Genomic DNA, 22,739 nt, shown 5'->3' on the forward strand with positions numbered 1-22,739 from the left:
ATAGGGGCAAGTTGTTGGATTGCAGTGAGACCTGCCAGTTCCCCCGAGGGGCTGGCAGGGGCGTCATAATAGCAGGCATGCGAGTCCTTGGCATCGAATCTTCCTGTGATGAGACCGGCGTGGCGGTGTATGACACCGACCTGTCCGGCAGCGCGGCCCTGCGCGCCCATGCGGTCTACAGCCAGATCGCCCTGCATGCCGAGTACGGCGGTGTGGTGCCCGAGCTGGCCAGCCGTGACCACGTGCGCAAGCTGCTGCCGTTGATCCGGCAGACGCTGGCCGAGGCCGGGCTTGGCGTGAACGATATCGACGGGGTGGCCTACACCGCCGGCCCCGGCCTGGTCGGGGCGCTGCTGGTGGGTGCCGGCGTGGCCCGGTCGCTGGCCTGGGCACTTGAGGTCCCCGCCGTGGGCGTGCACCACATGGAAGGCCATCTGCTGGCGCCGCTGATGGAGGACGACCCGCCGCAGGCTCCGTTCGTGGCCCTGCTGGTATCCGGCGGCCATACCCAGCTGGTGGCCGTCGATGCCATCGGCCAGTACCGGCTGCTGGGCGAAACCCTGGACGACGCGGCCGGTGAAGCCTTCGACAAGACCGCCAAGATGATGGGCCTGCCGTACCCGGGTGGGCCGCAGCTGGCCAAGCTGGCCGAGCAGGGCACGCCGGGCGTCTACCGCTTCACGCGGCCGATGACCGATCGACCGGGCCTGGATTTCAGTTTCTCCGGCCTGAAGACCCAGGTGCTGATGGCCTGGCGCGACAGCGACCAGAGCGAGCAGACCCGCGCCGACATCGCCCGTGGCTTTGAAGACGCCGTGGTCGAGACCCTGTCCATCAAGTGCGAGCGCGCGCTGGAAGCGGCGGGCACCAACGTGATCGTGGTGGCCGGCGGCGTGGGCGCCAACAAACGCCTGCGCGCCCGCCTGCAGCAGATGGCCGGGCGCCTCGGCGGCCGCGCCTGCTTCCCGCGGCCGGCGCTGTGCACCGACAACGGCGCGATGATTGCCTTCGCTGGCGCATTGCGTCTGCAGGCCGGCCAGCACAGTCCGCCGAAGGTGGAAGTGACCCCGCGCTGGGACATGGCGTCGCTGCCGGCCGTCTGAGCCGGACCTGTTCCTGTCGTGCCGGCCGCTGGCCGGCAACGTCATCGACGTTTGCCAAGCAGCGGCGAGGCCGCCAGCACCGTCGTCGCCCGTTCATGGCGCTGCAGCCAGCCCAGGGTGTGCGGGCAACGGGCGTGGATCAGCCGCCCGATCGCGGCCAGGTCGGCACCGATGTCACGTTCGAGGATGGGTTCGTGGTGGGCGATGCGGTTGCGCAGCTGGCGGATGCGTCCGATGTCAACGTGCATGGCTTTTCTGATGGCACTGGGATGAGCCGAAGGCGCATGGCGCAGTACACCGTTGAGTGCCGGAATCCACAGCGTGGAGTCGAAGCGACAGGTGAACAGCTGTTGCCAGAACACCATTGGCAGGTTGGCGACGATCTCGGATGTACTGGTCGCGCGACACGCTGCCTGTTCCAGCGCCGTCCTGGCAAAGGCGGATGATGATGCCGGGAGCCTGCGTCGGAAGGCATCATTCCACGGCCATCGCGGACCATGCTGCCGCGACAGTACCGATGCCGCTGCATTGCGGATGACCACTTCGCAGAGGTGGACCGGCATCATCAACGCACCGCACATCCGCATGTTCCAGAGGTACAGGGATTCGGCAGTGACGTCACGGCTGCAGGTCGATGCGATTCTCTCGTAGGTCGATAGACGCTCCGCTGACATCGCGCGTCTCAATGCATCGTATGGAGCCATCGTGATGTGCGCTGGTGAGGGGAAGACCGATGTTGGCCAGGGATGCAGTCGGCCACCATCAGGGAACGCCTTTGTGTACGTGGCCGATTTCCCGCGTTCAAGCTGGGGACAAGACGTTGGTCTGCCTTGTCGCACATGGCCTTGACCCGCGGTTTGGTTCCTGCCTAATCTGATCACCTGCGCCACCGGGACTCGCGGCTTGAGAAAGCTCCCCCCGGGGACAAACGGTAGTACCAAAGGGCCCCGCTAGCAGGGCCCTTTGTCTTTTCCAGCCCCTGTGAATGCCCGGCGACCCGTCGCCCGTTCCGGGCAGGCTCACCGCCGTCCCGTTACCATGACGGCCTGTTTTCCGGCTGGTAACCGCAATGGACAAGGTTTTCATCGAAGGGCTGACGATCGACGCCCTGATCGGCATCTACGATTGGGAGCGGCGGATCCGCCAGGACCTGGTGTTCGATCTGGAGATGGGGTTCGACAACCGTCGTCCGGCGGCCAGCGATGACATTGCCCATACCCTGAACTACAAGGCGGTCAGCAAGCGCCTGGAGCAGTTCGTGCGTGAATCGGAGTTCGGCCTGGTGGAAACGCTCGCCGAGCGCTGCGCGCAGATCGTGCTGGACGAGTTCGACGTGAAGTGGCTGCGCCTGAAGCTGAGCAAGCCCGGTGCGGTGCGCGGCGCGCGCGCGGTCGGCGTGATCATCGAACGCTCGCGGGACTGACCCGTTACTGCCAGCCGCCGGCTGGCAACTCCCGGTAGTGCCGGCCGCTGGCCGGCAACCTCGACAGCAATGAAGAAGGAGACAACCGATGGTGGACGCAGTGGTGGCGGTACAGTGGCTTGAGCAGCTGCAGAACACACTGGAACCCTATCCTGGCGCCTACCTGGCGTTGATGATCTCGGCCCTGCTGATCGCAGCCGGCCTGGCCAACTGGTTGACCAAGCGCATCCTGGTGCGCGGCCTGCGACGCCTGCTCAACCGCCTGCCGGGCGCCGAGTCCGGGCGTGGCAGCCACCTGATGCGGGTCATCGCGCGCCTGTCCAACGTGGTGCCCAGCCAGGTGATCGCCTCGGGCATCACCCTCATTCCCGACCTGCCGCCAGGCCTGGTCAACGTCATCATCAAGCTGTGCATCGTGTGGGCCGTACTGACCGTGTCGATGGCGTTCTCGCATGCGCTGGATGCGGCCAACAGCCTGTACGAACGCAAGCCCGATGCACGCAACAAGCCGATCAAGGGCTACCTGCAGGTGGTCAAGATCGTGGTGTTCGTGGCCGCGGGCCTGTCCATCGTTGCCACCTTGCTGGGTGTCGCGCTGGGACCACTGGTCACCGGCCTGGGCGCGGCTACTGCAGTACTGATGCTGATCTTCCAGGACACCATCCTGTCACTGGTGGCCAGCGTGCAGATCAGTGGCGATGGCCGCGTGCGCATCGGCGACTGGATCGAGATGCCCAGCCAGAACGCCGACGGCGATGTCATCGATATCGCCCTGCATACCGTCACCGTGCAGAACTTCGACAAGACCATCACCACCATCCCGACCAAGAAGCTGGTGACCGAGTCGTTCAAGAACTGGCGGGGCATGCAGGAAGCGGGGGGCCGCCGGATCAAGCGCGCGCTGTACCTGGATCAGCACAGCGTGCGTTTCATGGAAGAGGACGACCTGGCCTTCCTCGGCCAGTTCGCGCTGCTGGGCGACTACCTGCGCGGCAAGCAGCAGGAGCTGGGCCAGTGGAACGGGCGCCTGCGCGAGCAGGGCGTGGCCGAGGTCAACAGCCGCCGGGTGACCAACCTGGGCACGTTCCGGGCGTACGTGGAGCGCTATCTGGGCAGCCACCCGGGCATCCACACCGACATGACCCTGCTGGTGCGCCAGCTGCAGCCGACCACCGAAGGCCTGCCGCTGGAGCTGTACTGCTTCACCCGCAGCACCGCCTGGGGCGAGTACGAAGCCGTGCAGTCGGACATCTTCGACCACCTGCTGGCGATCCTGCCGGCCTTTGGCCTGCGGGTGTTCCAGGCGTCCAGTGACGCCATGTTGATGGCCGGGCAGCGCCAGTTGGCCGGCTCGGAGTAAGCTGCGATGCCCCCGGCCGGACCGTACGGATCCGGCTGGTGGCTGAAACTGAATGACGAAACCTCTCGCCAAATCGTCCGGGATCGCTAGAATGCCGGGCTTGTAAACGTTTTCATCAAGGACTGCCGGTGGCCTCCGATCGCATCGAATCCCTCATTGCCCAGATGACCGTCGAGGAAAAAGTCGGCCAGCTGGGTGTCTTCGCGGACATGGTCCGCCCGTTCGCCCCGGACGTGAACCCGGAAGCCAACGTGCGCAATGCCGACCAGGTGCTGCAGCAGGTGCGCGAGGGCAAGGTCGGCTCGCTGTTCAACGGTGTCGGCGCCGAGCTCGGCCGCCGCATCCAGCAGGTCGCTACCGAGGAGAGCCGCCTCGGCATCCCGGTGATCCTGGCTGCCGACGTCATCCACGGCATGCGCACCGTGTTCCCGATTCCGCTGGGCGAAGCGGCCAGCTTCGAGCCGGACCTGGCCGAGCGCACCGCGCGTGCCACCGCGGTTGAAGCCACCGCTGCCGGCCTGCACTGGACCTACGCACCGGCGGTGGACATCGCCCGCGACCAGCGCTGGGGCCGTGGTGCCGAAGGTGCCGGTGAGGACGTCGTACTGGGCTGTGCGTTTGCTGCCGCCCGCGTGCGTGGCTTCCAGGGCGGCGACCTGCGCGCCGCCGATTCGCTGCTGGCCACGCCCAAGCACTTCGCCGCCTACGGCGCGGTGATGGCCGGCATGGAATACAACATGGTGGACATCTCGCCGCAGACCCTGCGCGACGTGCACCTGCCGCCGTTCAAGGCGGCCTTCGACGCTGGCGCGATCACCGTGATGTCCTCGTTCAACGACATCAACGGCGTGCCGGCCAGCGCCAACGCCGAGCTGCTGACCGACATCCTGCGCGGTGAATGGAAGTTCCCGGGCGTGGTGATCTCCGACTACACCGCCGACATGGAACTGGTCGCGCACGGCTATGCCGCCGACGACCGCGATGCCACTGCCAAGGCATTCACCGCCGGCCTCGACCTGAGCATGCAGAGCGGTTTCTACGCCGAGCACCTGCCGGGCCTGGTGGAGAGCGGCGAGGTGCCGATGAGCGTGCTGGATGAAGGCGTTCGCCGCATCCTGTGGCTGAAGGAAACCATCGGCCTGTTCGACGACCCTTACCGTTCGCTGGACCCGGCGCGCGAAGCCGATACTTCGCATATCGCCGCCCATGACGAACTTTCGCGTGATGCCGCGCGTCGTTCGATCGTGCTGCTGAACAACCGTGACAACGTGCTGCCGCTGCAGAAGAACGGGCAGAAGATCGCGCTGATCGGCCCGTTCGTGCAGGACCGCGAGAACATCGAAGGCTGCTGGACGCTGTTCGGCGACAAGCAGCGTTACGTGGACCTGGAAACCGGCGTGCGCGCGGCCATCGGCGATGATGCGCTGCTGGAAGTGGTGCCGGGTTGCGAGCTGGAAGTGGCCATTGCCGGTGGCACCGAAGCGGCCGTGGCGGCTGCGCTGCGTGCCGACGTGGTGGTGCTGGCGCTGGGCGAGCCGCAGCGTTACAGCGGTGAGGCACAGTCGCGCGTGGAGATCACCCTGCCGCCGGCACAGCAGGCGCTGGCCGAAGCGGTGGCGATGACCGGCAAGCCGCTGGTGGTGCTGCTGCGCAATGGTCGCGCGCTTGCACTGCAGGGCGCGGTGCGCAATGCGCATGCCGTGGCCATCACCTGGTACCTGGGCACGCAGACCGGCCATGCCGTGGCCGATGTGCTGTTCGGCGATTACAGCCCGTCCGGCCGCCTGCCGGTCAGCTTCCCGCAGGTGTCCGGCCAGCAGCCGTACTTCTACAACCACCCACGCACCGGCCGCCCGGAACTGCCGACGATGTCGGAGTTCAAGGCACGCTGGCGCGAGATTCCCAACGAGCCGCTGTACCCGTTCGGCCACGGCATCGGTTACACCACCTTCGCCTACGGCGTGCCGCAGCTGAGCAGTGCGCGCGTCGGCTGGGACGACACCCTGACCCTGACCACCACGCTGACCAACACCGGCAACGTGGCCGGCGAGGAAGTGGTGCAGCTGTACATCCATGACCGCGTGGCCAGCCGTGTGCGGCCGGTGCGTGAGCTGAAGGACTTCCGCAAGGTGGCCCTGCAGCCGGGCCAGTCGACCGAGGTGGTGTTCACCCTGACCCGAGAGCAGCTGGCATTCACCGGCCGCGACGGCGTGCTGCGTGCTGAGCCGGGCCTGTTCGACGTGTGGGTGTGTGCCTCGTCGATGGCCGGTGAGGCGGTGCAGTTCGAGCTGCTGAAGGCCTGATCGGTAGAGCATCCACGCATGGCGTGGATCTACTGGCAATGAGTAGCGCCGGGCCATGCCCGGCGTCCTCACCCATGGCGAACACGCCGGGCGCTGCCCGGCGCTACCATCGGACTTCCTGTGTCGATGGAGACCGCGCATGCGTACGATTGCTTTCCTGATCCCGGCCCTGCTGCTGGCGGCCTGTTCGCAGCCAGCATCGCCGCCCGAGCCCGCTGCCGATGCGCCACCGCCGATGACCGGTGCGACGCCGGCCGAGGCGGCCGCCAGCACCACGCCCGATGCCGTTGCGGCACCGCAGGCTGCGGCGGAACACGCGAAGGATGTGGCGGCGGCGCCGGCGAACGCTCCCAGCCCGGCCGAGCCCGCAGCAGACGACGCCCGCGCGCGCATCGAGACGCTGCTCGGCGATGCGGCGCAGTACGAAAAAGTATTCAATGCCTTCAAGACCGCCGTGGTCGCGGGTGACCGTCCTGCCGTGGTTGAGGAAGTGCGTTTCCCACTGAACATCAGTGGTGGGAAGAAGATCACCGGACCCGGTGAATTCCAGCGCAACTACGAAAAGATCATCACCCCGGCGGTGGTCAAGGCGGTGTCCGCGCAGGAGTTCGGCAAGGTGTTCGTCAATCAGCAGGGCGTGATGATCGGCGATGGCCAGGTGTGGTTGAACGGCCAGTGCCTGGACAAGGCCTGCACGCGCACGGAAGTGAAGGTCATTACCATCCAATGAAAGCAGACGGCCCCGCATGCGGGGCCGTTGCAGTTCGGTAGTGCCGGCCGCGGTCCGGCAACCCGGCCAATCAGGCCTTCGGCGTGAGCTTCAGCAGCCGCGCCTTGCTGCCGTCTTCCAGCAGCCACAGTGCGCCATCCGGGCCCTGTTCGACTTCGCGGATGCGCTCGCCCATGTTGAAGCGTTCGGCTTCACGCGCGTTGTCGCCGTCGAAGCTGACGCGCACCAGGGAGGTGGACGACAGGCCACCGATGAAGGCGCTGCCCTTCCACTGCGGGAACAGGTTGCCGCTGTAGAACATCAGGCCGGCCGGGGAAATCACCGGGTTCCAGGTCACCTTCGGTGCGGCGAATTCCGGTCGGGTGTCGTGGTCGGGAATCGGACGGCCATCGTAATGGTCGCCGTTGGACACGATCGGGTAGCCGTAGTTGGCACCGCGCACGATCAAGTTCAGCTCGTCGCCGCCGGCAGGGCCCATTTCCTGCGCCCACAGCTTGCCGTTGGCATCGAAGGCGATGCCCAGCACATTGCGGTGCCCCAGCGACCATACCTGTGCGGCCACGCCACCCTGCGAGGCGAACGGATTGTCGGCCGGCAGGCTGCCGTCGTCGTTGAGACGGATGATCTTGCCCAGGTTGCCGCTCATGTCCTGCGCCGGATCGAACTTCTGCCGTTCGCTGGAACTGATCCACAGCTTGCCGTCCGGGCCGAAGGCCAGGCGATGGCCGTAGTGGCCTTCGCCACTGACCTTCGGCGTCTGCCGCCAGATCACCTTCAGGTCTTTCAGCTGGCCGCCGCCGTTGGCGTCGAGGGCGAGGGTGGCACGGGCCACGGCCGCGCCGCGCGTATCCAGCGTGCCTTCCTCGGCGTAGCTGACGTAGACCAGGTGGTTGCGGGCGAAATCCGGATGCAGGATCACGTCACCGAAACCGCCCTGGCCGCCGTAAGCGACCTTGGGGACACCGGTGATCTCATGCTTCTGGCCACTGGCCAGGTCGAGGTGCTGCAGCTTGCCGCGCTTTTCGGTCACCAGCAGGCTGCCATCGGGCAGGAAGGTCATCGCCCACGGCTGGTCGAAACGGCTGACCTCGGTGGCGGTGAAGGGGCGTTGGTCGTTGGCGGTGGCGGCTGCCGGTGCCTTCTGACCTGTCGCATCAGGGCCGGCTGCATTGCAGGCGGTAGTGGCGAGGATCGGCAGCAGGCCGAGTGCGAGCAGCAGAGGTGTGCGGGTCATGGGTATCTCCAGCGGAAGGGGATGCGGATGGCCAGGCTCTCCCTTGTATACCACCGGCGGGGTGACGGTCGTGGCCCGAAGGTCCTGCTACCCCCTGTGCGGCATGGCGCGGATCGTCTAGGGTGTTCTCGCCCGGGCAAAGCATGCCCGCCTGTCTGCCAAGGAACTGCAATGAACGCACCCCTTATCCATCGACCTTCGCCCGCCTTCATCGCCGCCTCGTGGGTGGCCCTGCTGCTGGGCGCAGTGGCCTACCTGGTAGGTCTGTTCAATGCCGAAATGCCGCTGAACGAAAAGGGCTATTACCTGACCCTGCTGCTGTTCGGCCTGTTCGCGGCGGTATCGCTGCAGAAGAGTGTGCGCGACCGCGTCGAGAGCATTCCGGTGAGCGGCCTGTACTACGCACTGTGCTGGTTCGCGCTGCTGTCGGCGCTGTTGCTGCTGCTGGTCGGCCTGTGGAACGCCACCCTGGTGCTGAGCGAAAAGGGTTTCTATGGCATGGCGTTCGCGCTGTCGTTGTTTGGCGCGGTGGCGGTGCAGAAGAATACCCGCGACTTGATTGCCGCGAATGCGGCCGAGCCCAAGCGCGCTTCGTCGATTCCGCCGCTGCCGGAACAGGACTGACGGACGGAGATAGAGCCGAGCTCACGCTCGGCTGCTGTGTATCGGCAGCCGAGCGGGCTCGACTCTGGATACACAGCCGAGCATGGGCTCGGCTCTACAGGGCATGGTTATCCGCGGCTGTTCCGGTGCGGGTCCAGGTTCACTGCTTCTTCCCAGCCGCGACGCACGGCGCTGCGCGCCTGCGCCCATTCCAGCCGGCTCTTGCCGCGCTCCTTCGCCCATCGCGATTCCAGCTCGCCTTCGATCTCTTCGTATGCGCGGATCATGTCCTGCGCGCGCGCCGTGTGGCCGATCTGGTACGCCGGCTCGTAATCGTCGAAGAACAGCTGGTTGTCGTAATACGGCTCGCTGGTATAGCGATCGCGCCAGTAGTCCGAAACCGCCTGACGTGGGGTTCCGTCTTCCGGCACGCGGCCGGGGATCTGGTAATCAGTGCTCATGGGCAGGAGGCTCCGTGGTGGACGAAGCCTGATCCTGCCTGTCGCCCGGTTAACGCGTCGGGCCGGCAGCGTGATCGGCAGGTCAATCGGCGCTGGCGTCCTTGCGCGGCAGCTTGTAGATGACCGCGCCAACCGCGAAGGCGACCAGCGCCGCGGCGATGTTCTGCCAGCTGGCACTGGCGAACAGGGCCACGCACAGCAGCAGGGCCAGCACCGGAATCAACGGGCCACCGGGCAGCTTCAGCGCGCCGGGGCGGTCCGCATAGCGCTTGGCCAGTACCAACACCGCTGCTGCAGTACCAATGTAGGCGAACAGGCGCGTGGTCATCGACAGCAGCGCCAGCTGCACGAACGAGCCGGACAGTGCCAGGCCGAGGGCGATCAGGCCCTGGCAGAAGATCGCTGCGGCCGGGGTACGGAAGCGTGGGTGCACCTGCGCCAGCACCTTCGGGCCGTAGCCATCGCGGGCCAGCGCGAACAGGAAGCGCGGGCCCATCATCATCGTGTTGCTGTTGGTGCCAAGGATGGAGATGGTCGCGCCCACGGTGAGGATCAGCGCCAGCGCCTCACCACCGAAGCTGGAGGCGGCATCGGCCAGCGGCGTGGCCGAGCTGGCCAGGCCGGGCAGCGTGCCCTGCGCCACGATCTGCACCGCCGCGTAGATCACGGTAACGGTGACGATCATGGTGATCAGCGCGAACGGGATGTCGCGGCGCGGGTTGCGGTACTCGCCGGCCGCAGCTGGGATGTTCTCGAACCCGGCATAGGCATACAGCAGCAACAGCGCTGCCTCGCCCATGCGCTGCAGGTCGTGCGGGTCCGGGCGCTGGCCGGAGAACGCCAGGTGCGGGTCGATGTAGAACGCGCCGATGGCCACGAACAACAGCAGCGGCAGCATCTTGCCGATCACCAGCACGATGCCGGTACGCGCGGCCGAACGCACGCCGATGATGTTCACCCCGGTCAGGAACCCGAGCGAGACCACGATGATCGCGATGCGGCCCATGCCTGCGCCTGCCCATGGCCAGAACCGCGCCACGGCATCGGCCAGCGCGTTGCTGAGCGCTGCGGCGGAGCTGATGCGGGTCAGCCAGATCATCCAGCCGATCTCGAAGCCGGCAAAGCGGCCAAAGGCTTCGCGCGCGTACAGATAGCTGCCACCGGGTTCATCGAAATAGCTGGCCGCCTGCGCGTAGCACAGCACCAGCAGGGCGACGACGACGCCGGCAGCGACCACACCCCACAGGCTGAAGGGGCCGAGCAGGGCGACCGTGGCCGCCGGCAGCAGGTAGATGCCGCTGCCGACCACATCGTTGATCGACAGGCCGACGATCTGCCAGCGGCTGACTGCGCGTTGCAGTTGTGGTTCGTCGGCGGTGCTCAAGGTGCGGCTCCTTCAAGCGCGGGCAGTTTCCACTGCGCCTGCAGGCGCTGGTATTCGGCGCGTGGCAACAGCACGAAACGCGGTGTGTCCTGTGGGCGCAGCCAGTCCAGCAATGCCTGCATGCGCGCCTGTGGCATCGCGGTGCAGCCGGCGGTGGCCTCACCGGGCTGGCGCCACAGATGGGCGAAGATGCAGCTGCCCTTCCCGGGTTGGTTGTCCGGGTTGTGCGCGATCACGAAGCCTTCCTGGTAACGCACGTCGCCCTTGTTGTGCAGGTCCAGCCGCATCGGTTCGGTGGAGCCGGTGATGGCGGTACTGCCGACCTTCCTGGCATCGACGATGCGGTTGTAGAACGGCGACGCCGGTACGTCCATGCAGTAGCTGCTCTCGAACATCGGCTGGTAGGTCATCGCCGTGCCGGGCCGGGTGACGGCATAACCGAACGCGCTGCCCAGCGCGAACACGCCGGCCGGACTGCGACCGTCCCCTTCCTGTTTCTGCGGACCGTCGGCCTGGGCAGGATGCAGGCCCAGGCCCCAGGCACTACCGGTGCGACCCAGCGCAACCGGGAACGACTGGCCGTGCTTGCGCCATTGCTTGCCGTCGCGCACGAAGGCCTGCAGCTGTCCCTGCGTGCTGTCCCAGTTGTCGCTGGTGACGACGATCAATTGGCGTGCCTCATCCAGCGGGGCAGCATGGACAGTGACGGCAGCCGCGAGCAGCAGCGCGGCGGATGCAAGGCGGGCCAGCAGCAGGTTCATCGGGCGCTCCGGTCAGGAATCCAGCAGGTGATCGATCCGTTCCAGGTTCACCGCCAGCTGCTGCTGGCGATCCGGATTGGCGTGGCAGAGCAGCACGAACAGGAAATCGAGCAGGGCGTGCATGGCGCTACGGTACAGCAGCTGCGCCACCTGCGGCGCGCGGTCGTGCGCGCACACCACCAGCGCCGCATCGGCATGCGCGCGCAGCGGGTTTGCGGTGTGGCGGGTGATCGACACCACCTTGCCGCCCATGTCCTGGAACTGGCGCGAGAGCTGTGACAGCTGTGGCAGGTTGCCGAACTCGGAGAACATCAACAGCACATCGCCCGGACGCGCCGCGGACAGGTTGGCCAGCATCAGGATCGGATCGGTATGCGGCACCACCAGCAGGCCGAGCAGCGACAGCCGCATGGCGAATTCACGGGCGTACAGGCCGTCGTCACCCAGGCCGTGGACAAACAACTTCGGCGCGCCGTCGAGCAGCTGCACGATGCGCTCGATTTCCTCGCGCGGGTTGGCCTGGCGGGTTTCTTCCTCGGCCTGCGCCTTGCTGCGGTGCAGGGCGTCACCCAGGCGCAGGTAGTCATCGCTGATGTCCGGAGCGGCCGGCGCCTGCTGCGGATCGGCACCGGCACGGGCGACGTCCTCGCCGATGGAGTACTTCAGGTCCGGGTAGCCCTTGAAGCCGAGCTTCTGGCTGAACTTGACCACGCTGGACTGGCTGATGCCCAGGGCACTGGCCAGCTGTTGCGAGGAGTAGTCGCGCAGCAGGTGCGCGTTGTCGAGGATGAAGTCGGCGATGCGGCGTTCGATGGCCGACATCTGCCCGCGCTCGGTGCGGATCTTCAGCAGGGGCGGCATGCGGGGCGTCCAGGCATGTGTAGGCGCGTTGCGGTTGGTCGCGTAGAGCTTGTCATGGGTTGGGTTGGGCGGGTGGGGTTTGCAGGGGACGCCGCAAGTACGTCCGTGTAGGCTTGGCCGCCCTGCCCAACCCGCCCGAGGCATGCCTCGGGCCCAAGGCGCGGACACCCCAGCAAATCCCACCCGCCCGACCCCGGACAGATCGCGCGCGTGCCAGCCGCGAAGAGGATGCGGGGTAGGGCAGAAGCAGGAGCAGGAGCATCCACGCATGGCGTGGATCTACGGGGTGCAGATGTTGCCTTTGACGTTGAGTCCGCCTTCAAGCGAGCCGAGCACCGCAGGTCCGGCGAGGGCGAAGAGGCGCGGGTGTCTGAGCGCAGCGAGTTCCCGCGCCGTCCCTCGACGGGCTGAGGAGCGCAGGGAACCGGCGCGCAGCGCCGGCTCGCGGCCGGCGGAGCGTTTCTTTTGGTTACTTTTCTTTTCGCGAAAAGAAAAGTAACGCCCGACCAAAAGTCAGTTGTACGCCAGGCCAGCGGCAAGGCAGAAATCAACCCAGCATCTCCAGCCCCCGCACTTCGGTGATACCCAGCCCCGGCACATCGCTGATGCTGATCTCCGACTCGTTGAAGCGCACGCCGCCGCTGACCGGATCGAACTGCCCCAGCGACGGGCCATCCAGATCGACCTTGGTGATCACATCGCTCTTGGCCACCGCCAGATGCACTGCCGCCGCCACGCTGATGCTCGATTCGATCATGCAGCCGATCATGCACGGCACGCCGTAGATGCCGGCGATGTCGGCGATGCGGATCGCGTTGGACAGGCCGCCGGTCTTCATCAGCTTGATGTTGATGATGTCGGCGGCGCGCTGCTGGATCAGGTCCATTACCTGGCTGGGGCTGAACACGCTCTCGTCGGCCATCACCGGGGTGTTGACCCGGTCGGTCACGTACTTCAGGCCGCTGATGTCGGCGGCCTTGACCGGTTGTTCCAGCAGCTCCAGCACCACGCCAGCTTCTTCCAGCGTGCGCATCGCATGCACGGCCTGCTTGGCGGTCCAGCCCTGGTTGGCGTCCAGGCGCAGCAGCGCACGACCTTCCACTGCGGCGTGGATCGCCTTGACCCGCTCGATGTCCACGCCGATGTCCTTGCCGACCTTGATCTTCAGCGACTCGAAGCCGCGTTCGATCGCCGACAGCGAATCGGCCACCATCTTGTCGATGTAGTCCACGCTGATGGTGATGTCGGTGGTGATCACCGGGTCGCCGCCACCCAGCATCTGGTACAGCGGTGCGCCATGCAGCTGCGCCCACAGATCGTAGAGCGCGATTTCCACCGCTGCCTTGGCGCTGGTGTTGCGCTCCATCGCGGTCTGCACCAGCGTGCACAGGCGGTTGAGGTTGACCACCTCCTGGCCGATCAGGCGCGGGGCGATGAAGTGGCGGATCGCTTCGATGATCGAGCCGTGCGTGTCACCGGTGATGACCGCGGTGGCCGGTGCCTCGCCGTAGCCGGTGTGGCCGGTATCGGTGCGGATCAGCACCACCACGTCTTCCACGGTCTCCACGGTGCGCAGCGCGGTCTTGAACGGTGTTTTCAGCGGCACGCGCAGCATGCCCAGTTCGATGGCAGTGATCTTCATTCAGGGGTTCTTGGCACGCAGGCGTTGGATGTTGGTGATGCGGTCGATGTAGCGGACGCTGTCGCTGGCCATCATCGGCTCCAGCGGCGTGACCGAAACACCATTGAGATGGGCCTGCACACGCTTGCCGTCGGCGCCGAACCAGCTGCCGCCCGCGGTATCGTGGATCACCCAGGTGCGACCGTCGACGTGGCCGATGGCCATCATCACATGGCCGGGGATGTAGACCAGATCACCCACCTGCAGGTCGGTGACGGCGCGGTCGCGCGCGGCCTTGCTGTCCTTGGTGGTGAACGGCAGGCGGTCCAGCGCGGGGCTGATCGCCTGTGCGCTGGTATTGCGCGGCAGCAGTACGCCGAAGCTGCGATAGATCTCCGACACGAATCCACTGCAGTCGCGGGTGTCGTAGTCGTGGCCCCAGCCGTAGCGCTCGCCGAGGAACTTGAACGATTGCTGCAGCAGCAGGCGCGGGGTCAGCGGCAGGTAGTCGGCGGCGGTGTCCTGCGAGCGCGGCAGCAGCGCCGGCACCAGGCGCAGGCGGCCATCGGCCTCGCGCACCGGCAGCTGCACCACCCACGAGGCGTGTGCCTGTTGCCCGTTCACCGGTTCGGCGGCAGGCCAGTCGGCCAACACCGGCAGGCGCACGCCCATGTCCAGCTGCAGGCGCGAAACGCGCGGCTCTTCCGGTGTGTACGTGGTCTGCGCGGTGGCACCGGTGACGATGCGGTACGGCCCCTTCGCGCCGTAGCCGAGCACCGTGGCCTTGTCACCGCTGGCCACGGCATCGGCTTCGATCCACGCGCTGTAGCGTTCGCTGTGCACGAACAACCAGCGGCCATCGGCACTGCGGTGGACGACGGCGACCTTGTCACCGGGGAACAGCGCCGACTCCTGGAAGCGGTCGATATCGGTATCGCCGACGGTGCTGAAAACACGCTGGCGGGTCGGGAAGGTACGCAGCGCGGCACGCTTCACCACCAGCCCGTACGTCGGTGCGATCTGCGAAGGAACCGCATCGAGGCCACGGTTGGCTTCGATCGCGGTGCGCAGGCCTGGGGCGATGGCCTGGCCCTTCTCGTCGTACAGCGCTCGCTTGGGCCAGCTCGAAAGCGCGTCGATGCTGTCGCGCACCTGCGTGGCGCTGAGCTGTGCCGGCAGCGCGGCGATGTCCTGGATGTGGCTGTCCTGGGCACGCATCCGCGCGTTCTGCGCCTGGATCTGCGCGCGGTCGAGGATCGGTGCGTCGGCGTTGTCCAGGCGTGCCGCCCAGTAGTCCGGGGTGAGGTAGGCCTCATGCAGGCCGATCACGTAGGGCAGCGGGACGCCGGGGTCGGGTGCAGGCGTGGCCGCCTGGGTGAATGCGGGCGTGGCCAGCAGGCCCAGGGCCAGCGCCAGGGTCAACCTGCGCGGCCAGTGCCGACGTGGTTCGCGGGAAGCCAGGATCATGCGCTGCACACCCTCCTCGAAAGCTTGTTGGAATATTTATTCCTTTCGGCCGCGAAAGCAAGAATAAATTATTGACCGGTCCCCCGGCCCGTGTTACACAGCCGTTACCACCCGCGCTTGGGAAGTGTCGCTGTGGATCCTGCCGTTCGCAAACCGTCTCTGCCTGTCGCTGCCGGACTATGCGCCGCGCTGCTGCTGTGGGCGCCGGCCACGCAGGCGGCAGAGGGACGCGGCAGCGAGCAGCGTGCGCGCCAAACGCAGGTGATCGACCTGGTCGACAGCGGTCGCTTCAGCGATGCCAATGCGCTGCTGGCGACCGGAAGCGATGCTGCCGAAAGTGCATTCCAGCGCGAGCGCATGCGCCGCATCCGTCTGGATTTTTCCCTCGACGAAGCCGCAGCCAAGGCCGCCGTGCGTCGCTGGATTCCCGAGCTGACCGACGAAGAGTTCGCGCGCTGGGATCAGCAGGGCCTGATCGAGCACGTCGATATCGACGGCACGCGCTGGTACTTCAAGCGCGCACCGTCGAACCTGTTCCTGCTCAGTGACGAGGCGCGTGCGCGTCGTCGGGCAGATGCACCGATGCCACCGCCCGGCCCGAATGAAGTGCTCAATGCACACCACGTGCGTGTGGTTGCTGCCGCCGAACGGGGCGGCACGGCATCCGTACTGCCGCAGCGCATCGAATTCACCCAGTCGTTGACGGTCAAGGCCGACAACGTACCGGCCGGCGAAACCATTCGTGCCTGGATTCCGTACCCACGCGAGATTCCTGGCCAGCAGGAGCGCGTGCAGTGGATCGGCAGTGCACAGGGCAAAGCGCGCATCGCCCCGGCCAGCACCCAGCAGCGCACTGTCTATCTGGAAGCCAAGGCCGTGGCTGGCCAGCCGACGCGCTTTGAAATCCGCTATGCGGTGACGATCTTCGCGCGCCACACGGCAATTGATGCGACGAAGGTGCAGGCCACGCCGGATGATCCCGCGTTGAAGCCCTATCTGGCCGAGCAGCTGCCGCACATACGCTTCACCCCAGCTTTGAAGCTGTTCTCCGACCAGGTGCTGCAGGGCGAGACACGCCCGTATGAAGTGGTACGCAGGCTGTTCGCGGCGGTCGACCGCATTCCGTGGGCGGGGGCGCGAGAGTACTCGACGATCAGCAACATCAGCGACTACGCGCTGCGTGCCGGCCACGCCGATTGCGGGCAGCAGACCCTGCTGCTGATCGCCCTGCTGCGCATGAACGGCATTCCCGCGCGCTGGCAGTCGGGCATGGTGTTTTCCGACGATGGCAGCGGCTACAACAACCTGCACGACTGGGGCCAGGTCTACCTGGCGCCGTATGGCTGGGTGCCGATGGATGTGACCACCGGTGCTCTGGCCAGCGACACGCCCGCGCTGCGTGATTTCTACCTGGGTGGCCTCGATGGCTACCGCATCGCTTTCAACGACGATTTCGGCCAGGCCTTCGTGCCGGCCAAACAGCACTACCGCTCGGAAACGGTCGACTCGCAGCGCGGCGAGGCCGAGTGGTCAGGCGGCAACCTGTACTTCGACCAATGGAGCTACGACTTCCAGTGGCGGGTACTGCCAGCCGGGCAACGCTAGCGCGACACACCACCCCACCACCATTCAATTCTTGCAGGAGAGAGCAGGGGATGAAGGCTTACAACATCAAGCGGGCGGCCTTGTGCGTCGCCCTCGGGACGTGCCTGGGCGTCATGCTGCCCACCACGGCCATGGCCCAGAACGTGTCCGGTGCCGTTGCCGGCCGCGCGACTGCGGGCGACCAGATCACCGTCGTCAATACCGGCACCGGTCTGAGCCGGACGGTCACCGTCGGTGCCGATGGCAGCTACCGCCTTGGCCAGCTGCCGGTGGGTGACTACCGGCTGCAGCTCAGCCGCGATGGCCAGACGCTGGGCGAACAGGTGGCGGTCAGCGTCGCTGTCGGTGGCACCACCACCGTCAACCTGGCCAGTGGTGGCGGCGTCACCAACCTCGATGCGCTGCAGGTGGTCGGTACCCGCGTGATCAACCGGGTGGACGTCTATTCCACCGAGACCTCATTCAACATCAACCGGCAGGAGATTTCACGGCTGCCGGTGGCACAGGATCTGTCCGCTGTCGCGCTGATGGCACCGGGCGTGGTCGGCGGCAACTCCTCGTTCGGCGGCCTGTCCTTCGCCGGTTCCTCGGTGGCCGAGAACGCGGTCTTCATCAACGGCCTCAACGTCACCGACATGTACACGCGCCGCGGCTTCAGCACGGCCCCGTTCGCCTTCTTCAATGAATTCCAGGTCAAGACCGGCGGCTACTCGGTCGAGTTTGGCCGTTCCACCGGTGGCGTGATCAATGCGGTCACCCGCTCGGGCAGCAACGAGTTCAAGGGCGGTGTGGAAGTCACTGCCGAGCCCAGCGCGGGGCGCTCAAGCGGCGGCGACCACTTCCATCGCGACGGTACGCCGCATTCCTACGGCAGCCGCGACAACAACTCGTTCCTGAAAACCAACGTCTGGGGCTCTGGGCCGATCATCAAGGACAAGCTGTTCCTGTTCGCCATGTACGAGGACCGCAACGACCGCGGCCACAACACCTCGTCCGATGGCAGCACCTGGTTCAAGAACAAGACCGGCAATGGCTTCTGGGGCACCAAGCTGGACTGGAACATCAATGACAACCACAGCCTGGCGCTGCTGGCGTTCTCCGATGAGGGCGATGTCACCAACGCGTCCTATGCCTACGACTGGGATGACAACCGCATTGGCGGTTGGGGCGGTGACTCGATCACCGAAACCGGCGGCAAGAACTGGTCAGCCACCTACACCGGCCACTTCGGACAGAACTTCACTGCCCGCGCGATGGTCGGCCAGAACAACCAGCGCGCGTTCACCAACTCGTCGCTGGACCAGGCCTGCAGCCCGGTGTTCACCGACAGCACCTATGGCACCCGTCTGTCCAAGCTGCAGGGCCTGCGCGCCGGCTGCCATCCGACCGGCACGGCCGTGGCCGAACGTGATGACACCCGCGACGTGGCGCGCCTGGACTTCGAATGGCAGCTGGGGGATCACCTGCTGCGCTTCGGCGTCGACCGCGAGCTGATGACCACCGACCAGACCACCCGCTATCCCGGGCCGACCGCCTTGAGCTACACCGCTTACGTGGCGCGTCCCGGGGATGAGGTGTGGGACGGCGCCAATGCCTACGTGCCGGCCGGTGTCACCGAGATGCTGCGCGCGCGCAACCGGCAGTCCGGCGGCAAGTTCGAGACCGAAGCCAATGCCTTCTATCTGGAAGACATCTGGAACATCACCCCCAACCTGATGCTGAACCTGGGCGTGCGCTGGGACCGCTTCGAAAACCGCACCGCCGCCGGCAAGGCGTTCATCAAGATGGACGATCTGATCGCGCCGCGCGTGGGCTTCTCGTGGGACATGAAGGGCGATGGCAGCACCAAGCTGTTCGGCAACGCGGGTCGTTACTACCTGCCGGTGACCAACAACATCAACGTCAACTTCGCCGGCGGCCTGACCGACGAGTACAGCTACTACGTGCTTGAGGGCTGGGAACGGAAAACTTCGCCCACCGGTTCGGCGTACATGGCACCGGTCATCGGCCAGCAGATCGGGCCGACCGACACCCGCATGAACACCGGGGGTGCCGACCTGCGGCAGAGCGTGGACAAGGACCTGAAGGCGGTCTACCAGGACGAGTACATCCTCGGTTTCCAGAACATGATCAACCAGGCCTGGTCGTGGGGCGTCAACGCGACCTACCGGCGCATGACCCGCGCACTGGATGACATCCGCATCAACTACACCCCTTGCGGACCGACGCCGAGCACGTTGTGGCCGATCGCAAACCCGGGCGAGAGCCTGACGATCTGGGGCGACAAGAGCATCGGCTGCGCCAACGAAGGCTGGATCACCATCGACACCGCCAACAGCGGCTATCGCAAGGGTGGCAGCGGCGAGGTGATCGGTTATTCCAAGCCCAAGCGGACCTACAAGGCGCTGGAATTCCAGATCGACCGCGCGTGGGACGAGAAGTGGATGCTCAACGCGTCCTACCTGTGGTCCAAGAGCGAGGGCAATTTCGAAGGGCCGGTGAACTCCGATACCAACTATGGCGACACCGGCATGGTCCAGTTCTGGGATCACCCGGCCACCAACGAACGTTACGGCGTGCTGTTCAACGACTTCCGTCACCAGTTCAAGCTGCGTGCTGCGTATGCACTGAACAAGCAGTGGTCGTTCGGCACCACGTTGCAGGTGCAGTCCGGCGGACCGATCACCGCCTATGGCGTGATGTGGCCGAACGATTCGATTGCCGGCGGCAGCACGTCCAGTGAAGGCAGTGGTGGTGGCACCGGCTGGCTGTGCGTGGCCAACTGCTCCGGCCCGTATGACAAGCGCCAGTTCGAATACAGCCCGCGTGGTGCTTTCGGTCGGCTGCCGTGGACCTGGACCATGGGGGCGAACGTGACCTGGCGCCTGCCGGTGGAGGGCATCGACCTGAGTGCCCGACTGTCGGTGTACAACATCTTCAACAACCAGAAGACCATCAACGTGCACCAGCGCTACGAAGCGCAGCCTGGCCAGTACCGCGAGAACACCTTCGCCACCGGTACCCGTTGGCAGGCCCCGCGCTACACCCAGCTGGTGGTGACCTGGAACTTCTGATCGACGAGGATGTGCAGTGCCGGGCGTTGCCCGGCGCTGCCAATGGAGACCGGCCGTGTATCGCCTGCTGACCTTCGCCGCGCTGCTTGCCGCCGCCCCTGCACAGGCGGTGGACAGCGCACGCCTGGATGCCGACATCGCCTTCGTGGACCAGCACGAGCACCTGCCGGGGCTGGCGATGGCGGTGGTCGAGGATGGCCAGGTGGTCTATCGCCACACCGAAGGGGTGCGCGGCGACGGCGGCCGCATCGACGAGGACACGCTGTTCAAGATCGCCTCCAACAGCAAGGCGATGACCGCCGCGCTGCTGGCCACGCTGGTGGAACAGGGAAAGCTGCATTGGGATGATCCGGTGCAGCGTCACCTGCCGGCGTTCCGCATGCATGACCCGTGGGTGGGCGAACACCTGCAGGTACGCGATCTGCTGATCCACAACAGTGGCCTCGGCCTGGGTGCCGGTGACCTGATGCTGTGGCCTGAGCCCAATGCCTTCACCCGCAGCGATGTCATCGCCGGGCTGGCACACCTGAAGCCGGTCACCAGCTTCCGCAGCGGCTACGCCTACGACAACCTGATGTACGTCGTTGCCGGTGAGGTGGCCGCGGCCGCCGGTGGCAAGCCGTATGACCAGTTGATGCGCGAGCAGGTGTTTGAACCGTTGGGCATGACCCGCTGCCAGGTGGGCGCATGGTCGGTGGAGCAGGTCGGCAATGTCGCCCAACCGCATGTGCGGCGCGACGGCCGCAACGTGGTGGTCGGTGCGGATGGAACGCTCAGCCCCGACCTGACGTCGATGGCAGCTGGTGGCATCCGTTGTTCGCTGCGCGACATGACGCGCTGGATGCAGGTGCTGCTGGACCCGTCGCTGGCGCCGACGTGGTTGGGTGCCGAGCAACGCCGCATGCTGTGGACACTGCACATGCCGATGCCGTTGGGCGAACGCCAACGCGACTGGGACAACGCCCGCTTCTACGGTTATGGGCTGGGCTGGCGGGTGTCGGACATGGACGGGCAGTGGAAGGTCGCGCACACCGGGACACTGTCGGGCATGTATTCCTCGCTGGCGCTGCTGCCGGATCGCAAGGTCGGTGTGGTGATGCTGATCAACGGCGAGGCCGAAGACGCGCGTACCGCGCTGATGCAGTCGGCGCTGAAACAGTTCACCGCGCCGGAAGACGCGCAACATGTGGGGTACTACCTGGCTGAGCTGGCCGCCGAACGGGCCGTGCGCGCCGCCACCGGGAGTCGCGCGCCCTCCACCCGGGCTGCGCAACCGGCCGCCGCCACCGATCTGTCGCAGTGGCAGGGGCGTTACCGCGATCCCTGGCTGGGCGCGGCATCACTGTGTCCCACCGGCAATGGCCTGCGCTTCAGCGTGGACAAGTCGCCCACGCTGCAGGCAACAGTGAAGCGGCTGGAAGGGCGCTGGCTGTTGCAGTGGGATACGCTGGAACCCTCGGCGCAGGCGTGGCTGAATCCCGGTGCAGACACGCCGACGCTGGAGCTGCGCGCCATCGATCCGGAGATCGACTTCAGCTATGACTTCCAGGACCTGCATTTCACTCGTACTGGCGATTGCCCTGGCACCGACGGCCCACGCCGCTGAGCCACCACGCATCTCGCCCGCCACCGACGCCACTGCGGCGGGGCTGGTGGAGATCCGCACGCTGTCACCGCGCATCGAGATGGACATCCGCTATGCCGGTGGCAACAACTTCACCGCTGCGCCCGTGCCCGGTTATGAGGCGCCTGCATGCTATCTGCTGGCGCCGGTGGCAAAGGCGTTGGCCGCTGTGGAGGCGGACCTGCGCACGCAGGGTTTCGCGCTGCGCCTCTACGACTGCTACCGCCCGGTGCGCGCGGTGCAGGCGTTCATGGCCTGGGTGAACGATCCGCAGGAACAGTCGCGCAAGGCGCTGCAGTATCCCGATCTGGACAAGCCGCAGCTGCTGAGCGACGGCTACATCGCCGAGCGTTCCGGCCACAGCCGCGGTGCCACCGTCGATCTGAGCCTGCTGGATTGCCGCAGCGGGCGCTGTACGCCGATGGACATGGGCACCGACTTCGATTTCTTCGGACCGCGCGCGCATACGCAGACGCCGGGGTTGAGTGATGCACAGAACGCCAACCGCCAGCAGCTGGTGCAGGCGATGGCACGGCGCGGTTTCGCCAACTATGCGCAGGAGTGGTGGCATTACACGCTGCAACCCGAGCCGGATGCCGGTACCGCCTACGACGTGCCAGTGCGGTAGGGGTTGGCGGCAGGGCTGCGCCCTGCACCCGCCGAGGCCTCAAGCCAGAGCAACAGCAACAGCAACAGCAACAGCAGAAGCTGGCATTCCGTGGGATGGCGGGGTGGGTCCGGTTGCGGGGGACGCCGTGAATACGTCCCTGTAGGCTTGGGCGCGCCATCCATGGCGCTTACACCCCCGCAACCGGACCCACCCCGCCTTCGACAGATTTCCTCGATCTGTCGGAATGGCATGGCCTGCGCTTGGTGGGTGTCGACCTTGGTCGACACGTAGACCCACGCCATGCGTGGATGCTCTTCGATCAATTGTCGAGATATTCGATTTCGATGGAGATCCATCCACGCATGGCGTGGATCTACCCGATCGCGGGAATCTGTCAGAGGTGGGGCGGTGTCGGATTGCGGGGTGTCAGCCGCATGGATGCGGCTGCCAAGCCCCCATGGATGGGTTTACGGCGTCCCCGCAATCCGACACCGCCCCGCCATCCCACGGAACGC

The 22,739-nt window shown here is 66.2% G+C and carries 18 protein-coding genes; 10 read left to right on the plus strand and 8 right to left on the minus strand.

Annotated features, from left to right (window positions below):
* Window positions 1-77 precede the first annotated feature (77 nt).
* Window positions 78-1,103, plus strand: coding sequence for a tRNA (adenosine(37)-N6)-threonylcarbamoyltransferase complex transferase subunit TsaD (tsaD, locus tag MRBLST15_RS12750; protein ID WP_265951919.1), 1,026 nt, complete (start codon window positions 78-80; stop codon window positions 1,101-1,103).
* A 41-nt stretch (window positions 1,104-1,144) separates the two neighbouring features.
* Here the strand turns inward: tsaD and MRBLST15_RS12755 are convergent, their stop codons facing one another.
* Window positions 1,145-1,807 carry a hypothetical protein gene (locus MRBLST15_RS12755; RefSeq protein ID WP_367786487.1) on the minus strand — a complete coding sequence of 221 codons (663 nt, stop codon included), beginning with the start codon at window positions 1,805-1,807 and terminating at the stop codon, window positions 1,145-1,147.
* 365 nt (window positions 1,808-2,172) lie between these two features.
* Here MRBLST15_RS12755 and folB point away from each other — a divergent pair, with 365 nt between their 5' ends.
* The 4 genes from folB to MRBLST15_RS12775 all read left to right on the plus strand — a co-directional run bounded on the left by folB (window position 2,173) and on the right by MRBLST15_RS12775 (window position 6,919).
* Window positions 2,173-2,526 (plus strand): dihydroneopterin aldolase, encoded by a 354-nt coding sequence (gene folB / locus MRBLST15_RS12760; RefSeq protein WP_025878255.1) that lies wholly within the window; start codon window positions 2,173-2,175, stop codon window positions 2,524-2,526.
* Between the two features lie 88 nt (window positions 2,527-2,614).
* Entirely contained in the window at window positions 2,615-3,886 is a 1,272-nt protein-coding gene (locus MRBLST15_RS12765) for a mechanosensitive ion channel family protein (RefSeq protein ID WP_265951920.1), read from the plus strand.
* Window positions 3,887-4,014: 128 nt separating this feature from the next.
* Window positions 4,015-6,189 (plus strand): glycoside hydrolase family 3 N-terminal domain-containing protein, encoded by a 2,175-nt coding sequence (locus tag MRBLST15_RS12770; protein ID WP_367786082.1) that lies wholly within the window; start codon window positions 4,015-4,017, stop codon window positions 6,187-6,189.
* A gap of 139 nt (window positions 6,190-6,328) precedes the next feature.
* Window positions 6,329-6,919, plus strand: coding sequence for a hypothetical protein (locus MRBLST15_RS12775; protein ID WP_367786084.1), 591 nt, complete (start codon window positions 6,329-6,331; stop codon window positions 6,917-6,919).
* Window positions 6,920-6,989: 70 nt separating this feature from the next.
* On the opposite strand, the gene MRBLST15_RS12780 is transcribed toward MRBLST15_RS12775, so the two are convergent.
* Window positions 6,990-8,153 (minus strand): PQQ-dependent sugar dehydrogenase, encoded by a 1,164-nt coding sequence (locus MRBLST15_RS12780; RefSeq protein ID WP_265951925.1) that lies wholly within the window; start codon window positions 8,151-8,153, stop codon window positions 6,990-6,992.
* A gap of 171 nt (window positions 8,154-8,324) precedes the next feature.
* On the opposite strand from MRBLST15_RS12780, the gene yiaA reads away from it, so the two are divergent.
* Window positions 8,325-8,777 (plus strand): inner membrane protein YiaA, encoded by a 453-nt coding sequence (yiaA, locus tag MRBLST15_RS12785; protein ID WP_099821353.1) that lies wholly within the window; start codon window positions 8,325-8,327, stop codon window positions 8,775-8,777.
* Window positions 8,778-8,884: 107 nt separating this feature from the next.
* On the opposite strand, the gene MRBLST15_RS12790 is transcribed toward yiaA, so the two are convergent.
* The 6 genes from MRBLST15_RS12790 to MRBLST15_RS12815 all read right to left on the minus strand — a co-directional run bounded on the left by MRBLST15_RS12790 (window position 8,885) and on the right by MRBLST15_RS12815 (window position 15,311).
* Window positions 8,885-9,217, minus strand: a complete 333-nt coding sequence (locus MRBLST15_RS12790) for a hypothetical protein (RefSeq protein WP_180167649.1) — start codon at window positions 9,215-9,217, stop codon at window positions 8,885-8,887.
* Between the two features lie 82 nt (window positions 9,218-9,299).
* Window positions 9,300-10,601, minus strand: a complete 1,302-nt coding sequence (locus tag MRBLST15_RS12795) for an APC family permease (RefSeq protein WP_367786087.1) — start codon at window positions 10,599-10,601, stop codon at window positions 9,300-9,302.
* A complete protein-coding gene (locus MRBLST15_RS12800) occupies window positions 10,598-11,362 on the minus strand; it encodes a L,D-transpeptidase family protein (RefSeq protein ID WP_367786089.1) in 765 nt (254 codons plus the stop codon). The genes MRBLST15_RS12795 and MRBLST15_RS12800 overlap by 4 nt, the downstream gene beginning before the upstream one ends.
* 12 nt (window positions 11,363-11,374) lie before the next feature.
* A complete protein-coding gene (locus tag MRBLST15_RS12805) occupies window positions 11,375-12,223 on the minus strand; it encodes a MurR/RpiR family transcriptional regulator (protein ID WP_205406179.1) in 849 nt (282 codons plus the stop codon).
* 547 nt (window positions 12,224-12,770) lie between these two features.
* On the minus strand, window positions 12,771-13,865 hold the full coding sequence (locus tag MRBLST15_RS12810; protein WP_089238266.1) for a dipeptide epimerase: 1,095 nt from the start codon (window positions 13,863-13,865) through the stop codon (window positions 12,771-12,773).
* Window positions 13,866-15,311 (minus strand): SH3 domain-containing protein, encoded by a 1,446-nt coding sequence (locus MRBLST15_RS12815; RefSeq protein WP_367786091.1) that lies wholly within the window; start codon window positions 15,309-15,311, stop codon window positions 13,866-13,868.
* A gap of 132 nt (window positions 15,312-15,443) precedes the next feature.
* Between MRBLST15_RS12815 and MRBLST15_RS12820 the strand changes: the two genes are divergently transcribed.
* Genes MRBLST15_RS12820 through MRBLST15_RS12835 form a run of 4 tightly spaced genes read left to right on the plus strand, consistent with a single transcriptional unit; the run spans window position 15,444 to window position 22,242 of the window.
* A complete protein-coding gene (locus MRBLST15_RS12820; RefSeq protein WP_367786093.1) occupies window positions 15,444-16,916 on the plus strand; it encodes a transglutaminase-like domain-containing protein in 1,473 nt (490 codons plus the stop codon).
* Between the two features lie 50 nt (window positions 16,917-16,966).
* Window positions 16,967-19,990, plus strand: coding sequence for a TonB-dependent receptor (locus tag MRBLST15_RS12825; protein ID WP_367786095.1), 3,024 nt, complete (start codon window positions 16,967-16,969; stop codon window positions 19,988-19,990).
* A 55-nt stretch (window positions 19,991-20,045) separates the two neighbouring features.
* Complete coding sequence (locus MRBLST15_RS12830; RefSeq protein ID WP_367786097.1) at window positions 20,046-21,596, plus strand: serine hydrolase; 1,551 nt, start codon at window positions 20,046-20,048, stop codon at window positions 21,594-21,596.
* Window positions 21,529-22,242, plus strand: a complete 714-nt coding sequence (locus MRBLST15_RS12835) for a M15 family metallopeptidase (RefSeq protein ID WP_367786099.1) — start codon at window positions 21,529-21,531, stop codon at window positions 22,240-22,242. Before MRBLST15_RS12830 ends, MRBLST15_RS12835 begins: the two co-directional genes overlap by 68 nt.
* Window positions 22,243-22,739 lie beyond the last annotated feature (497 nt).

The sequence above is a fragment of the Stenotrophomonas sp. LST15-1-1.1 genome, from assembly GCF_040815575.1.
Classification (GTDB): Bacteria; Pseudomonadota; Gammaproteobacteria; order Xanthomonadales; family Xanthomonadaceae; genus Stenotrophomonas; species Stenotrophomonas lactitubi_B.

Excerpts from the sequence above, each read along its gene's own strand:
- tsaD (WP_265951919.1), top strand. The coding sequence starts at position 78 with ATGCGAGTCCTTGGCATCGAATCTTCCTGTGATGAGACCGGCGTGGCG.
- MRBLST15_RS12755 (WP_367786487.1), bottom strand. The coding sequence starts at position 1,807 with ATGGCTCCATACGATGCATTGAGACGCGCGATGTCAGCGGAGCGTCTA.
- folB (WP_025878255.1), top strand. The coding sequence starts at position 2,173 with ATGGACAAGGTTTTCATCGAAGGGCTGACGATCGACGCCCTGATCGGC.
- MRBLST15_RS12765 (WP_265951920.1), top strand. The coding sequence starts at position 2,615 with ATGGTGGACGCAGTGGTGGCGGTACAGTGGCTTGAGCAGCTGCAGAAC.
- MRBLST15_RS12775 (WP_367786084.1), top strand. The coding sequence starts at position 6,329 with ATGCGTACGATTGCTTTCCTGATCCCGGCCCTGCTGCTGGCGGCCTGT.
- MRBLST15_RS12780 (WP_265951925.1), bottom strand. The coding sequence starts at position 8,153 with ATGACCCGCACACCTCTGCTGCTCGCACTCGGCCTGCTGCCGATCCTC.
- yiaA (WP_099821353.1), top strand. The coding sequence starts at position 8,325 with ATGAACGCACCCCTTATCCATCGACCTTCGCCCGCCTTCATCGCCGCC.
- MRBLST15_RS12790 (WP_180167649.1), bottom strand. The coding sequence starts at position 9,217 with ATGAGCACTGATTACCAGATCCCCGGCCGCGTGCCGGAAGACGGAACC.
- MRBLST15_RS12800 (WP_367786089.1), bottom strand. The coding sequence starts at position 11,362 with ATGAACCTGCTGCTGGCCCGCCTTGCATCCGCCGCGCTGCTGCTCGCG.
- MRBLST15_RS12805 (WP_205406179.1), bottom strand. The coding sequence starts at position 12,223 with ATGCCGCCCCTGCTGAAGATCCGCACCGAGCGCGGGCAGATGTCGGCC.
- MRBLST15_RS12810 (WP_089238266.1), bottom strand. The coding sequence starts at position 13,865 with ATGAAGATCACTGCCATCGAACTGGGCATGCTGCGCGTGCCGCTGAAA.
- MRBLST15_RS12815 (WP_367786091.1), bottom strand. The coding sequence starts at position 15,311 with ATGATCCTGGCTTCCCGCGAACCACGTCGGCACTGGCCGCGCAGGTTG.
- MRBLST15_RS12825 (WP_367786095.1), top strand. The coding sequence starts at position 16,967 with ATGAAGGCTTACAACATCAAGCGGGCGGCCTTGTGCGTCGCCCTCGGG.
- MRBLST15_RS12835 (WP_367786099.1), top strand. The coding sequence starts at position 21,529 with ATGACTTCCAGGACCTGCATTTCACTCGTACTGGCGATTGCCCTGGCA.